The organism is Inquilinus sp. OTU3971, from assembly GCF_038440215.1.
On record NZ_JASATH010000004.1, the window covers coordinates 23,519 to 37,946 of the forward strand.

Below are 14,428 nucleotides of genomic sequence, written 5' to 3' on the forward strand. Positions count from 1 at the left end.
CTCAGGCCGCGGCGGCCGGCACGATGACGGCGAGGGTCTGGCCCAGCGTCACGGCCTGGCCTTCCGCGCAGCGCAGTTCGGCGAGCACGCCGTCGGTCGGCGCGCGAATGGTGATTTCCATCTTCATCGATTCGACGATCAGCAGCGGATCGCCGGCGCTGACCGGACGGCCGGCCTCGGCCGCCAGCTTCCAGACGCTGCCCGGCACCGGGCTGGGGACGGCCTCACCGCCGGGCGGCAGCGCGGCCTCCACCGTATCGACGACATCGGGCGGCTCCGCGGGGTCGGTGGCATGCCCCGCTTCCACCCAGCGCGCCCGCTCCGCCTCGAAGGCGGCCTGCCGGCGCTGCGTGAAGGCAGCGATCTCCGGCTGGTTCTCCTCCAGGAAGCGCCGGTGGTCGCGCAGCCGGAACACCTCCTCGGTGATCCGAAGCTGCGCCCGGCCCAGAGGCAGGTCGGCGCGGAACCGCATCAGCTCCTCATGGCTGACCGGATGGAAGCGAAGCTGGTCGAAATGGCGCAGCAGCCAGGGCTGTTCGAACTCCCGCGTCGTCCGGTACGGGTTCCACATCTGGCAGGTGCGGCCGACGAACTGGTAGCCGCCCGGCCCCTCCATGCCGTAGACGCAGAGATAGGCGCCGCCGATGCCGACCGCGTTCTCCGGCGTCCAGGTGCGCGCCGGGTTGTACTTGGTGGTCACCAGGCGGTGGCGCGGGTCGACCGGGGTCGCCACCGGCGCGCCGAGATAGACGTCGCCGAGGCCGAGCACCAGGTAGCTGGCGCCGAACACGATCTCGCGCACCGCCTCGATATCGTCCAGCCCGTTGATCCGGCGGATGAACTCGATGTTGCTCGGGCACCAGGGCGCGTCCGGCCGCACCGATTGCATGTATTTGGCGATGGCGAGCTGCGTGGCCTCGTCGTCCCAGGACAGCGGCAGATGGACGATCCGGGTCGGCACCTCCAGCTCCTCGACATCCGGCAGCGTCGCCTCCGCGTCGCGCAGCAGGTCGAGCAGCCGGCGCAGCGGCAGCACGCGGCTGTCGTAATGGATCTGCAGCGAGCGGATGCCGGGCGTCAGGTCGAGGATGCCCGGCAGGGCCAGCTCGCGCAGCCGGCCCTGCAGCGCATGGACCCGGAAGCGCAGGGCCAGGTCCAGCACCGCCTGCCCGTATTCGACCAGCAGGTATTTGTCGCCGGCCCGGCGGTAGACCACCGCCTCGTGCCCGGGCGCCGCCGGCAGGCGCAGCAGCACCGCGCCGTCCGGGCCGGCATCGGCCTCGAAGTGCGCGGCGGGGAGGGCAGGGGACGGCGCCAGGTCGGCGATCGCGGCCTCCTGCGCCGCCTCCAGCGCCGCCGCCTCGGCCGGGGCCAGGCGCCGGAAGCGGACCTTGTCGCCGGGGCGCAGCTGGCCGATCTTCCACAGCTCGGCGGCGACGATCGTCGCCGGGCAGACGAAGCCGCCCAGGCTGGGCCCGTCGGGGCCGAGGATCACCGGCATGTCGCCGGTAAAGTCGACCGTGCCGATGGCATAGGCGTTGTCGTGGATGTTGGACGGGTGCAGCCCGGCCTCGCCGCCGTCCGGCCGCGCCCAGTCCGGCTTCGGGCCGATCAGCCGGACACCGGTGCGGCTGGAATTGTAGTGCACCTGCCAATCCGCGGCGAAGAAGGCGGCGATGTCGGCCTCGGTGAAGAAGTCCGGCGCGCCGTGCGGGCCGGTGAGAACGCCGATCTCCCAGCGCTGCGCATGGGCCGGCACCAGCTCCGCGGGCAACGGCCGCGCCGGCCCGGCTTCGGCGGTGCCGAGATGCAGGACGTCGCCGGCAAGGAGGGCACGGCCGCCATGGCCGCCGAACTTGCCGAGGGTGAAGGTGGACCGGCTGCCGAGATACTCCGGCACGTCGAGCCCGCCGCGCAGCAGCAGATAGGCCCGGCATCCGCCACCAGCGGCGGTGCCGATCCGCAGCGTGGAGCCGGCCGCGACCTCGACCGGGCTCCAGAACGGCACCGGCGCGCCGTCCAGCTCGGCCGGCATAGCGGCGCCGGCGAGGCAGATCACGGCGGCGGCGTTGAACTTGAGGGTCGGGCCGGAAACCGTGATCTCCAGCCCCGCCGCATCGTCCGGATTGCCGAGCACGGTGTTGCCCAGGCGGAAGGCCAGCGGGTCCATCGGGCCGGAGGGCGGCACGCCGATCTCCCAATAGCCGACCCGGCCGGGATGGTCCTGCACCGTGGTCAGCGTGCCCGGCGCCAGCACCTCGACCGTGCGGGCGGCATAGGCGAAGCCTTCGAGCGCACGGGTGGTCATGCCGCCGGCGGCGAAGGCCGGGTCCGCCGCCAGCTGGCGGAGATAGCCGAGATTGGTCTCGATCCCCGCCAGCCGGCAGCGGGCGAGGGCGTCGCGCAGCTTGGCCAGCGCCTCCGCCCGGTCGGCGCCGCGCACGATCAGCTTGGCGACCAGCGGATCGTAGAAGGGCGTCACCTCGGTGCCGCGCTCGACCCAGGTCTCGACCCGGACGCCCTCCGGGAACGCCACCTCGGTCAGCAGGCCGGAGGAGGGGCGGAAGGCGCGGCCCGGATCCTCGGCGTAGAGCCGCACCTGGATCGCCGCGCCGCGGGCCGTGCCGGCCTGGTCGGCGAGGGGCAGCGCCTCGCCCGCGGCCTGGCGCACCATCCATTCGACCAGATCGATGCCGGTCGCCTCCTCGGTGACGCCGTGCTCGACCTGCAGCCGGGTGTTGACCTCGAGGAAATAGGCCTCCTCGGCCACGGTGTCGTAGACGAACTCGACCGTGCCGGCCGACCGGTACTCGACCGCCCGGCCGAGCCGCTCGGCGGCCTCGAACAGTTGCCGGCGCAGGGCGTCGGAGAGGCCGGGGGCCGGCGTCTCCTCGACGATCTTCTGGTTGCGCCGCTGGGCCGAGCAGTCGCGCTCGCCCAGCGCCACCACATGGCCCCGGCCGTCGCCGAAGATCTGCACCTCGATGTGGCGGGCGCTCTCGACGAACTTCTCGAGATAGATCCCGGCTTCCTTGAAGTTGTTACGGGACAGCCGGTGCACCGCCTCGAACATGCCCTCCAGCGCGGCCGGATCGCGGCACAGCTGCATGCCGATACCGCCGCCGCCCGCCGTGCTCTTGATCATCACCGGATAGCCGATGCGCGCCGCTTCCTCGGCGGCATGCGCCGCGTCCCGCAGCAGGCCGCTCCCCGGCGACAGCTTCACGCCGGCCTCTTCGGCCAGGGCCCGGGCCCGGTGCTTCAGGCCGAAGGCCCGCATCTGCTCCGCCGTCGGGCCGATGAAGGCGATCCCCGCCGCCTCGCAGGCCTCGGCGAAGTCCGGGTTCTCCGACAGGAAGCCGTAGCCGGGATGGATCGCCTCGGCGCCGGTGGCGTGGGCGGCGTCCAGGATCCGGCCGATGTCGAGATAGCTCGATGCCGGGGCCGCCGGGCCGATGCAGACCGCCTCGCCCGCCGCCGCGACATGCAGCGACGGGGCGTCGGCCTCGGAATGGACGGCGACCGAGGCGATGCCCATCCGGTCGAGCGTGCGGATGATGCGGCAGGCGATCTCGCCGCGATTGGCGACCAGCACCTTGCCGAACGGGGGACTCCGCATCAGGCCGCGTCCCAGATCAGCACTTCGATCGGGGTCGGGTTGTAGGCGTTGCACGGGTTGTTGAGCTGCGGGCAGTTCGAGATCAGGACGATCACGTCCATCTCGGCCCGCATCTCGACGTATTTGCCCGGCCCGCTGACGCCGTCGGCGAAGGTCAGCCCGCCCTCCGGCGTGACCGGGACGTTCATGAAGAAGTTGATGTTGTGGGTGATGTCGCGCTTGGTCAGGCCGAACTGGTCGTTCTCGGTCACCGCCAGCAGGTAGCTGTCGCGGCAGGCGTGCATGCACTTCTTGTCGAGGGCGTAGCGCACCGTGTTCGATTCCGTCGAGCAGGCGCCGCCCAGCGTGTCGTGCCGCCCGACCGTGTCGGCGACGATCTCCAGCATCGGGTTGCCGTCGGTCGAGATCAGCTTCGTGCCGACGCCGAGATAGACGTTGCGCTGCTCGCGGATGGTGTCGACGGCGCTGTAGCGTTCGGCCGGGTCGTCGGCGCTGTAGAACAGCGTGTCGGCCGCCTGGTTGCCCTCCACATCGACGATGCGGAAGACCTGGCCGCGGCGCACCGGATGCATCCAGTAGGCGCCGGCGGGCACGGTCTCGCGATGGGCGGCGCGATCGGGGCTGAGGGGGCTTTCCTTGATCATCCGTCGCCTCAGCCGCAGAGATGGTGGAAATGGTTGTTGGCGAAGCCGCGCCCGTTCTCGGGGCGGGAGGTGAGGCAGGCATCGTCCGCCGCCACCGGGTCGGCCTTGCCGAAGCGCAGCAGCACCGGCTTGCGCGGATACTCGTTCGCCGGGTTCAGCGGGTGCGGGCAGGTGTGCAGCAGCACCAGCGTGTCCATCTCGAAGCGCAGCGTGACATGGGCGCCGGGTTCGGCCGCGCCGGCATCGAAGACCAGGCTGCCATCCGCTTCGGTCCGCACCCGGCTGAACCAGTTGACGTTGGCGGCCAGGTCGCGGCGCCCGAGGCCGTATTTCGCGCCCTCGACCAGGAAGCTGTCGCGACCGTTCTGGGTCCAGTCGTTGCGGTGATCCTGGTAGGTCTTCACGCCCCAGCGCGCCGCCACCATCGCCCGGGTGCTGTTGCCGCAGACCGTGTCGTGCCAGCCGGCCGTGTCCTCGACGATCGAGCAGAAGATCCGCCCCATGTCGGAATAGAGACAATGCCCCGCGGTCAGCCGGAAGGTGTGCTGGCCCTTCAGCGTGTCGGGCGCGTTGTAGCGCTCCAGCAGGTTGGCCGGGTTGTAGAACAGCATGCCGACATTGGCGCCGCCCTCGATGTCCGCCAGGCGCAGCAGCGTTCCCCGCCCGACGGTGAAGGACCAATGCTTGCCGCCCGGGATCTCCTCCTCGTGCAGCATTTCGCGGATGCTCATGGATGCTCTCCCCTCCGCTCAGGCCGTGGCTTCGTCCTGGAACTCGTTCACCGCCTTGCGCTTGAACGGGTTCTCCTTGTGGATCGGGAAGGTGATCGTCATCTGCCCGGTCTTGATCTTGCGGCGCAGATGCTTGCAGGCATCGACGCTGAAGCCGGCCAGATGGTCGCCGGCGACGATGCGGTTGTAGCGCGCCGGGTTCTCCGGCGAGACGAACTGGGGCAAGGGCTCGACCACCGTGTGGTAGTCGACGGCGAAGAACAGCGGCAGCGAGAAGCGCTCCCGGCCGGTGTTGACCACCCGGTGCTGCGTCGCCTTGAACAGGCCGTTGGTCCAGCCCTCCAGCATGTCGCCGACATTGACGATGAAGGTGCCGGGGATCGGCGGCGCCTCGACCCATTCGTCGGCGGCGTTCATCACCTGCAGCCCCGGCGCCTGCTGGTTCAGGATGGTGAAGCACTCGAAATCCGAATGGGCGCCGATGCCGAGATTGGTGTTGTTCATCGGCAGGTCGTTCGGTGGATAGTGCAGCAGCCGCAGCTGTGACGGCGCCTTGCGTGTGCGCTCGGCGAAGAAGCCGTCCGGCAGGCCGAGGCGCGTCTCGAAGGCCCGGAACAGCCGCTCGCCGACCTCGGTGACCTTCGCGTAATAGTCGAGGATCCCCGCCCGGAACTCCGGAATCCAGTCCGGCCACTGGTTCGGCACCAGCATGACGTTGCCGGCCCGGAAATCGGGGTCGTCCTCGCCGATCTCGATCGACAGGTCGAAGGCGGCGTGCAGCCGCGGCTTCAGGTTGTAGTCGCGCTCGGGCGGGCGCTCGACCAGGGGGTAGAGCTCGGGGTCGCCGTCGTCGTCCTCGGCCGAGACCGGGATCCAGCCGCGCGTCCCCGGCGAATGGCTGACATGGACGTGCTGCTTCTGCTCGATCGGCCCGTGATGGAAGGCGCGGGACAGCGCGTAGGTCTGCTCGATCAGCGCCTCGGGCACGCCGTGGTTGCGGATGTAGAAGAAGCCGACCGTCTCGCAGGCCTGGCCGATCTCGTCGATGGTTCGGCGTCTGGCCTCGTCGTCGTTGCCGGCCAGCGGGCCGATGTCGATGACCGGAATGGCCTTGAAGGGCAGGAGGCGCGCGCCCATCGCGCCGCCGGACGTCTCAATCTCCTTGTCCACCGTGGATATCCTCTCTCGCCGACCGCGCTGTCCGCGGCCGCGCCTCCGCTTCGGCGGACGCGCTTACGATGCCATCGTTCCTGGGGATGGCCGGGACCCGCCATCATCGAAGCAAGGCTCATGCCAGTATGCAATCCTAGGAATTCCGCAGCCTCGGCATGCAACCCGATGCACTGAGTTCATTTTATGATCAGCTTTTTTCCAGGGTTGCTGCGAGTTTGAGCAGATTCGAGGTCGCCAGGATTGCATGCAATCTTGCGGTGGCATCAGGGACTCTGGCCGATGCTCTGCCTTCCGACGCCGTCGGAGCCACTCGTCTGAACATTGGCCCGGGATTTGCTTGACGACTGGGAAACAGGGAGCGGCGCTGCCCCGGCGACCGCGAAGGCAAACGGAGAGGTCGATGAGTGAGACGCACGATCGTGGACCCGCCGGCACGTCGCTGATCGAAACCCGAACCGGGGAGGGGCGGGCCGTCTACCGGCCGAACCGCCGGCGCCTGCTGCGGGATGGCGGGCTTCTCCTCGCGGCCGCCGGCATCGGCATGCCGTCCCTGCGGCCGTCCTGGGCGGCGGAGCGCTCGCTCAAGGTCTCGACCTATGGCGGCTATTTCGAGGAGAGCTTCAACAAATTCGTCTATCCGGCCTTCACCAAGGCCACCGGCATCGCGGTCAATTCGGTGAGCCAGCCCTCGGGCGTGCAGTTCCTGATCCAGCTGGCCGAGGCCAACCGCGCCGGCCTGCCGCCGATGGACCTGTGCACCGCGGCGCAGAGCGAGCGGGTGCGGGGCGATCGCAACAAGATGTGGAAGGCCTACGACACCACACGCATCCCGAACCTCTCCAACCTGCCCGATTTCTACGTCGGCAAGGGCGACAGCGGCGTCTACGGCATCGGTGCGATGGCCTGGTACATGACCTTGATCATCAATCCGGAGGAGCTGCCCGCCGCGCCCGACAGCTGGAGGGTGTTCTGGGATGCGTCGCATCCGAATGCCTGGGGGGTGAGCTCCGGCGGCAACAGCTATCTGTTCGAGATCACCGCCAAGACCTGGTTCGGCGGCACCGAGATCCTGTCGACCAAGGAGGGCATCCTGCAGGTCATCGCCAAGATGGCGGAGCTGAAGCCCCAGGTGAAGCTATGGTGGGAATCGGAAGGCACGATGCAGACCGCCTTCGAGAACGGCGAGGTCATCGGCGGCACCTATTTCCACGACGTCGCCGGCGTGATGGCAAAGAACGGGACGCCGGTGAAATCGATCTTCCCGAAGGAAGGCGGCATGATCGATTTCGGATCCTGGTGCCAGCCCTCGGCCTCGACCAAGGCCGAGGAGGCCTGCGAGTTCATCAACTTCATGTGCTCGCCCGAGGCGCAGGGGCTGATGGCCCGCAATGTCGGCTGCGCGCCGATCATCACCCGCGACAAGACCGACCTGACCGATGCGGAGTTCGCCGCGGTGTCGAGCGAGGTGCCGCCGATCGTCCCGGCGATCGAGACCCGGCTGACGCATCTCGATTTCATGACGGCGGAGTTCACCCGGATGCTGACCGCCAGCTGACCCCGGAGGACCCGCCATGCTCGGCTTAGAGCTTCGCGAGGTCAGCAAGACCTTCGGCGGCATGCGCGCCGTCGACCGGGTCTCCCTCGCGCTCCCCCAGGGCCAGTTCACCTGCTTCCTCGGGCCGTCCGGCTGCGGCAAGACGACCCTGATGCGCATCGTCGCCGGCCTCGAACGGCCCAATGCCGGCACCGTCCTGCTCAACGGCAAGGACATCACCGACCAGCCGGCGCACCGGCGGCAGTTCGGCATGATCTTCCAGTCCCTGGCGCTGTTCCCCCATCTCACGGTGGAGGAGAACATCGCCTACAGCATGCGCCTGCGCGGCTTCGACCGGCGGCAGCGCACCAGCCGCGTCGCCGAGCTGCTCGAGCTGATCCAGCTGCCGGACGTCGGCAAGCGGAACATCGGGCAGCTCTCCGGCGGCCAGCGGCAGCGGGTCGCGATCGCTCGCGCCCTGGCGCAGGAGCCGAGCGTGTTCCTGCTCGACGAGCCGCTGTCGGCGCTCGACGCCAAGCTGCGCGAGGAGATGCAGGTCGAGCTGCGGCTGCTGCAGCAGCGGCTCAAGATCACCACGATCCTGGTCACCCATGACCAGCGCGAGGCCATGACCATGGCCGACCGGATCGTGGTGATGGCCAAGGGCCGGGTGCAGCAGGTCGGCGCGCCGCTCGAGATCTACCGCAATCCGGCAAACCGCTTCGTCGCCGACTTCATCGGCCTCAGCAACCTGCTGGAGGCCGAGATGGTGGCGCCGGACATGGTCAGCTTCGCCAACCGGCCGATCCGGGTGACGCCGCCGCGTGAGGCACCGGTGGCGGGGGCGCGGGTGACGCTGTCGATCCGGCCCGAGGACATCCGCATCGGCCCGGGCGACAACGGTCCCGACGGCAACAGCCTGCCGGCGCGCGTCACCTTCGTGCGCGACGTCGGCGCCAACATCGAGGCCAGGCTGGACTGCGCCGGCCGTCCGGTGGTCGCGGTCACCGCGCCGCGGGACTGGATCGGCGCCGGCCCCAGCGACCAGGTCCGCATCACCCTGCCGCCCGAAGCCTGCAGGATCCTGACGGAATGACCGATTTGGCCGAGAGGATGACGCTCCTCCGCGCGCGGCCCCGCCTGCCATCCGGGCGGCTGGTCGCGCTCCTCGCCTGGCCCGCCCTCGCCATCATCGGCCTCGGTGCCGTTCCGCTGTTCCTGCTGCTGCAGGTCAGTACCGCCCATCGCGAGCCCGGCGGGCTGTGGTCGCCGGGCTTCGAGTGGACCCAGTACGGGCAGGTGTTCGATGCCACCTTCCTGCGCATGCTGGGCTATTCCGCCGTGCTGGCGACGGTGGTCTCGGTCACCGTCGCGGCGATCGGCCTGCCGCTGACCTATCTGGTCACGCGCATGCGGCGGCGCTCGCAGATGGTGTGGCTGGTCGGGCTGCTGACCACCCTGTCGCTGTCGGAGGTGCTGATCTCCTTCGCCTGGCAGGTCATGCTGGCTCGGCGCATCGGCCTGTCCGACCTGCTGGCCGGCCTCGGCCTGCTGGCGGAGGCGCAGTCGCTCTACCCCAGCGCCGGCGCCGTGCTGGCCTGCCTGGTCTATCTGACGCTGCCCTTCTCGGTGCTGCTGCTCTACCCCTCGCTGTCGCGGATCGACCGAGACCTGCTGGAGGCGGCGCGGACCATGGGGGCATCGCCGCTGCGCGGCTTCTTCACCATCATCCTGCCGCTGATGCGGCGGCCGCTGGTGTCCTCGCTGGTCGTGGTCTTCATCTTCACCGTCGGCTCCTATGTGACGCCGCTGGTGCTGGGCAAGCCCGAGCAGTGGACGGTCGGCGTGCTGATCAGCAACACCGTGCTCGGCGCCGGCAACATGCCGCTCGGCGCGGCCCAGGCGGTGATCTTCCTCGGCCTTACCCTTTTGCTCACCGGTGCGACCGCGCTGCTCGGCCGCAGGAAGGGGGACAAGCCATGATGGAACGCCTCGCCCGCCTGCCACGCCTCACCTTCCTGGCCCTGATCGCGGTGTTCATGGCGGCGCCGCTGGTGGTGGTGGCCGGCGTGTCGCTGAACGCCACCCGGCGCATGTCCTTCCCGCCGGAGCGCCTGGGATGGAACTGGTACGAGGCCTTCTTCACCTCCCCGGCCTGGCTGTCGGCGCTGCAATGGTCGCTGCTGATCGCGGCGGCAGCGGCGCTGGTCGCGACCAGCATCGCCGTGCCGGTGGCCTACGGGATCTGGCGCTTCAACTCGCGCTTCTCGAAGCTGCTCTCCGGCCTCGGCACCCTGGCCTTCATGCTGCCGCCGGTCGTGCTCGCCGTCGTGTTCATGATCTTCTGGGGCTTCATCGGCCATGTCGGCCGGGTCGAGAACACGGTGCTGAGCCACGCCGTCGTCCTGCTGGCGCTGCCGCTCGCCACGGTCTCGCTCGGCTTCCAAGGCATCGACCGCAGCCTGATCGAGGTGGCGGAGACGATGGGCGCCACCGACAACTACGTGTTCCGCACGGTGATCGCGCCGATCGTCATGCCCTATGTGCTGTGCGGTGCGCTGTTCGTCTTCGTGCTCAGCATCAACGAGTACATCATCGCCTATATGGTCGCCGGCTTCGCGGTGGAGACATTGCCGATCAAGGTGTTCAACAGCATGCGGCTGGGCTTCGAGCCGACGATGTGCGTCGGCGCGGTGCTGTTCATGCTGCTGGGCGCCGGCACCTTCTGCCTGATCGCGCGGTTCGGCGACCTGCCGAAGCTGCTCGGCGCGGCCAGCCCGCGGGACTGAGGCGATGGTTCCCGACTGGCTCGTCGGCGTCTGGCGCCGCCGCCTGATCGCCTTCCCCGACGGGCGCGAGGACCGGACCACCACGGTGTTCTGGCTGCAGACGCGCTCGACCTTCGCCGATATCCGGCTGCCGCAGGACAGCCTGGCGCTGCCGAAGCTGCCGCGGTCGGCGCTGCCGGCGGAAGCGCTGCCGGTCCTGGCGCGCCAGGACGGCTTCGCCGGGCACACCACGCTCGACGGCGATCTCTGCACCTGGCATCGGTGGATCAGCTACCGCCCGCCCGGCCCGACCCCCGATGCCGGCCGGCTGCGCCTGGAGGCCGGACTGCTGATCGAGGAGGGGGTGCACGCCGTCTATCGCGAGGATTGGGAGCGGCTGGATGACGGCACCGAGGGCACGATGGCCTTCGCCGGCCTCGGCGGCCCGTCGCGGCTGCTGGTGCGCGTCGGCAGCCATTTCATCCGCATCGAGGCGCTGGATCCGGTGTCCTACGAGCCGGGCTGCGCGATCGACTACGGCCGGGTCGCGGCGATGGGGGAGTGGCGGATCGCCCTGTCCACCGAGCCGGACCGCGCCGGTGGCGCCTTTGGGCTGCGGCCGGACGGCGAGGGCGCGGTCGAGAGCGGCACCGGCCTGCGCTGGACGCCGCTTTGACACCAACCCGTCATCCCCGCGAAAGCGGGGATCTCGTCACGCTTTGACCGGAAAGAGATTCCCGCTTTCGCGGGAATGACGGCAAAGGGATGGGGCTGCTGTTCCGGAGAAGTCCCGCTTGCGGGGAGGTAACCCATTGCTGCGCCAGCAGAAACGCGATCCCTATAGCCTTATCGGCCGATCTTGTTCATGCTATGTTCTATGGACAAGGCGCAGACCGATCCGGTTTCGGAGGCCCCGGCCGCTCCCCAGGAGGAGCGGGTGGCGCGGCATCTGCGCATGCTCGCCCGGGCGGCCGACATCCACATGGAGATCATGGAGGCGACCCGCACCGAGGCGGTCGAGACGCCGCAGCCCGGTGTCGACTATCCCCAGCGGATCGCCGTCATCGCCCGCTCCCTGCGGCTGACCCTGCTCTTGGAGGACAAGTTCGCCGGCCAGCGCGACGAGCGGCGCAAGGCTGCGGCGAAGCGGGAGGCGGCCCAGGAGGACTGGCACGCGCTGCGGGTGAAGCTGGCGATGCTGGCGGCGGCCTACGAATCGTCCGAGGACGGTGAGGAGGTGCAACGCCGCGCCACCGAGGTGTGCGAGCGGGTGGAGCGGCCGGAGGTGGTCGAGCTGATCGAAGCCAGCCGGGTCGAGGTCGCGGTGGCGGCGTTGTGCCGGCGCTGGGGCTACCCGCCGCAGGTGGAGCGCTGGCTCGAAATGGCCGACGAGGCCATGGAGGAGCTCGGCTTCCTGCCGTCGAAGGACGGCGAGGACGACGAGGATCCGCCCGAGCCCCGCTCCGCCGCTCCCGGCCGCCGCAAGCCGCAGCCGCCGGACACGGGATAGCCGCGTAGGTTGGGTTCGCCTTGGGCGAACCCAACACCCGACCGCCGTCGCGGCCCCCGATCCCGTTGGGTTCGCTGCCGCGAACCCAACCTACGAAGTCGCATCGCCGCAGCCTTCCACACTCCCCCTCCCCTTGCGGGAGGGGGTTGGGGGAGGGGTCTGCGCGCGTCCGCGCGCGAATGCGCAGAGAACAGCCTTCGCCGTCATTGCCGAAACGTCGGAGTTCAGGCCGGCCTTGATGGCGAAACCCCCTCCCCCTGCCCCCTCCCGCGAGGGGAGGGGGAGAGTAGAAGGGATGGATTGGCTCGAACGGCGGTATCCTGAAGAGGTCCCGCCCTCGCGGGAGAGGCTGGAGGCGCTTGCGCCTCCGGAGAGGGTGTCGAAGCCGAGATCTCATCGGCATAAGCCCGCACTGTCACGCCGCCTGGCGCAGGGCGAAGGCGTCGATGATCTCGGCCGAGGAGCGGCGGGCGCCGGTCTGGAGGTACTCCATCGCCCGCAGGGCGGCGTCATGGGCCGCGATGCTCGATCCGGCGACGCAGTCCTCGACCACGCGGCAGAAATAGTCGCCCTGGTGGCCGTCGACGAAGGTGTAGTGGACGCAGACATCGGTGAAGCCGCCGACCAGGATCAGCGTCTCGGCCTTCAGCGCCTTCAGCAGGATCTCGAGATCGGTGCCGTAGAAGGCCGAATAGCGCCGCTTCGGCACCGTGTAGTCGGTCGGCAGGATGCCCATCTCCTCGACCGCGAGCGGCGTGGACGGATCGCCGTCCAGGCAATGGATGCCTTCGCTGCCGTCGAGCTCGCGGCCGTAGTCGATCCGGTCGCTGCGGTGGATCTCCTGGATGAAGACGATCGGCACGCCGGCGGCGCGCGCCGCATCCACCACCGTGCGGGCGCGGCGGCAGCGCGCCTCGGAATCGGGCATGTGCTCCAGCATCGACTCCGGCCGCCTCGGCATGAAGCTGCCCTTCTGGATGTCGACGACCAGCAGCACCGGCCTGCCGACGATCATGTCCCTGGGTTTCTTCGCCATCCCTGCCTCCTGTCGATGCCGTGCCAGCATCGCCGGGGCGCGCCGCCGGACAAATGACGCCTGCGGCAACATCGCTTGCGGCCGCGGGCAAGCGACGGGGCTAGGCGTCCGGGCGCGATGCCCGTGACGTCCAGGCATCGAGCTGGGCCAGGAAGGCGGCGAGGACCGGCGAGCCGGGGCCGCGGCGGGTGACCAGCTCGACATCCGAATGGAAGGCGAAGTCGTCTTCCAGCAGCCGGACGAAGCGCCTCCGCGACGACATCGCCGCGGCGTAATGGTCGGGCAGATAGCCGATGAAGCAGTCGGTGCCGATCAGGATCGCGGCCGCCTCCATGTGATCGACCAGGGCCGTCCGGCGAAAGGCGGGGCCGGTCCGCAGCCGGCCGATCTCGCTGACCGCGGTATAGCCGACGAAGTCGCAGTCCGCGAGATGCTCGACCCGGATCGCGGCGCCGTGGCGGCGGACCAGCGGGTGCTCGGCGCTGCAGTAGAGATGGCTGGTCTCGCGATAGAGGAAACGGTGGCTCAGCGGCCGGATGCGGCGCCGGCCGATGACCAGGCCGGCATCGAGGCTGCCGTCGATGACCGCCTGCTCGATCAGGTTCGATGTCCGGACCGTCAGGTTGATCTGGACCTCGGGGTGCCGCGTCTTGAACGTCTTCAGCAGAGCGGGGATCCGAAAGGCCTCATCGGTGATCAGGGTGTCGACGACGCCGATGGTGATCGCGCCGGACAGCTCGGCATGCAGGGCGCGGATGCCGAGCTCGAAGCGCTCCAGATCGGCGAGCAGTTGCAGGCTCGCCGCCTGGACCTGCTGGCCGTCCTTGGTCAGGGCGAAGCCGGACCGGCCGCGGCGGCAGAGGCGAAGGCCGAGCCTGACCTCCAGGTCCTTGATCGCCCGGCTGATCGCCGGAAGGCCCATCTGCAGCTCGGATTCGGCGGTCGAGAAGCCGCCACGCTCGGCGACCGTGCAGAAGATCCTCAGCAGCCGGAGATCCCCGTCGCCGATCCTGGCGGTGAACCCGCGATGCGGTGTGGCCATGCGTGCCGCTCCCAGCCTGCTTCGGGGTGAGCGGCGTTTGCCGACGCTCCGATCAGTCCTTGCCCTTCGATCGAAGGGGACGGCATGCAACTTCGATGCCGCGCCGGGTCACGGCGGCTCCTGTGCCGGTCGCAGGCGATCGGACCCTGGCCCGGTCGGTCGCCCAGGGCCGAGCGTGCGGCATGCTCGACATGCTCGATCGCCGCCCGGCGCGCCTCCGTGGCAGCACCAGCCAAGCGCACGCTGACATGACGCGCTCGACCGATCTTGCGGTTCTGTCACGTGTCGCCGAACACCTTCGTTCGTGCCCGTCAGCAGGCCGCGACGGCAAAAAGGGGGCAGATCATGGTCTCGGTCGATCACGTCCCGCT

The 14,428-nt window shown here is 69.5% G+C and carries 12 protein-coding genes; 6 read left to right on the forward strand and 6 right to left on the reverse strand.

What is annotated here, in order from left to right; genetic code table 11:
* Position 1: 1 nt before the first annotated feature.
* Genes uca through AAHM41_RS01850 form a run of 4 tightly spaced genes read right to left on the reverse strand, consistent with a single transcriptional unit; the run spans position 2 to position 6,164 of the window.
* Positions 2 to 3,619, reverse strand: a complete 3,618-nt coding sequence (uca, locus tag AAHM41_RS01835) for an urea carboxylase (RefSeq protein ID WP_342234792.1) — start codon at positions 3,617 to 3,619, stop codon at positions 2 to 4.
* Positions 3,619 to 4,263, reverse strand: a complete 645-nt coding sequence (locus tag AAHM41_RS01840) for an urea amidolyase associated protein UAAP2 (RefSeq protein WP_342234793.1) — start codon at positions 4,261 to 4,263, stop codon at positions 3,619 to 3,621. The genes uca and AAHM41_RS01840 overlap by 1 nt, the downstream gene beginning before the upstream one ends.
* 8 nt (positions 4,264 to 4,271) lie before the next feature.
* Positions 4,272 to 4,994 carry an urea amidolyase associated protein UAAP1 gene (locus AAHM41_RS01845; RefSeq protein ID WP_342234794.1) on the reverse strand — a complete coding sequence of 241 codons (723 nt, stop codon included), beginning with the start codon at positions 4,992 to 4,994 and terminating at the stop codon, positions 4,272 to 4,274.
* Between the two features lie 18 nt (positions 4,995 to 5,012).
* On the reverse strand, positions 5,013 to 6,164 hold the full coding sequence (locus AAHM41_RS01850; protein WP_342234795.1) for an isopenicillin N synthase family dioxygenase: 1,152 nt from the start codon (positions 6,162 to 6,164) through the stop codon (positions 5,013 to 5,015).
* Between the two features lie 403 nt (positions 6,165 to 6,567).
* Here AAHM41_RS01850 and AAHM41_RS01855 point away from each other — a divergent pair, with 403 nt between their 5' ends.
* From AAHM41_RS01855 to AAHM41_RS01880, 6 genes are all read left to right on the forward strand, one after another.
* Positions 6,568 to 7,722: an ABC transporter substrate-binding protein gene (locus tag AAHM41_RS01855; RefSeq protein WP_342234796.1), complete on the forward strand. Its 1,155-nt coding sequence runs from the start codon at positions 6,568 to 6,570 to the stop codon at positions 7,720 to 7,722.
* 16 nt (positions 7,723 to 7,738) lie between these two features.
* Complete coding sequence (locus AAHM41_RS01860; protein ID WP_342234797.1) at positions 7,739 to 8,797, forward strand: ABC transporter ATP-binding protein; 1,059 nt, start codon at positions 7,739 to 7,741, stop codon at positions 8,795 to 8,797.
* On the forward strand, positions 8,794 to 9,684 hold the full coding sequence (locus AAHM41_RS01865; RefSeq protein WP_342234798.1) for an ABC transporter permease: 891 nt from the start codon (positions 8,794 to 8,796) through the stop codon (positions 9,682 to 9,684). The genes AAHM41_RS01860 and AAHM41_RS01865 overlap by 4 nt, the downstream gene beginning before the upstream one ends.
* Positions 9,681 to 10,490 (forward strand): ABC transporter permease, encoded by an 810-nt coding sequence (locus tag AAHM41_RS01870; RefSeq protein WP_342234799.1) that lies wholly within the window; start codon positions 9,681 to 9,683, stop codon positions 10,488 to 10,490. Before AAHM41_RS01865 ends, AAHM41_RS01870 begins: the two co-directional genes overlap by 4 nt.
* A 4-nt stretch (positions 10,491 to 10,494) precedes the next feature.
* The gene (locus AAHM41_RS01875) at positions 10,495 to 11,145 is read left to right on the forward strand and encodes a hypothetical protein (protein WP_342234800.1); all 651 of its coding nucleotides are present in this window, start codon (positions 10,495 to 10,497) and stop codon (positions 11,143 to 11,145) included.
* Between the two features lie 201 nt (positions 11,146 to 11,346).
* Entirely contained in the window at positions 11,347 to 11,979 is a 633-nt protein-coding gene (locus AAHM41_RS01880) for a hypothetical protein (RefSeq protein WP_342234801.1), read from the forward strand.
* Positions 11,980 to 12,394: 415 nt separating this feature from the next.
* Here the strand turns inward: AAHM41_RS01880 and AAHM41_RS01885 are convergent, their stop codons facing one another.
* Positions 12,395 to 13,015: a cysteine hydrolase family protein gene (locus AAHM41_RS01885; protein WP_342234802.1), complete on the reverse strand. Its 621-nt coding sequence runs from the start codon at positions 13,013 to 13,015 to the stop codon at positions 12,395 to 12,397.
* A gap of 100 nt (positions 13,016 to 13,115) precedes the next feature.
* On the reverse strand, positions 13,116 to 14,057 hold the full coding sequence (locus AAHM41_RS01890) for a LysR family transcriptional regulator (protein WP_342234803.1): 942 nt from the start codon (positions 14,055 to 14,057) through the stop codon (positions 13,116 to 13,118).
* Positions 14,058 to 14,428 lie beyond the last annotated feature (371 nt).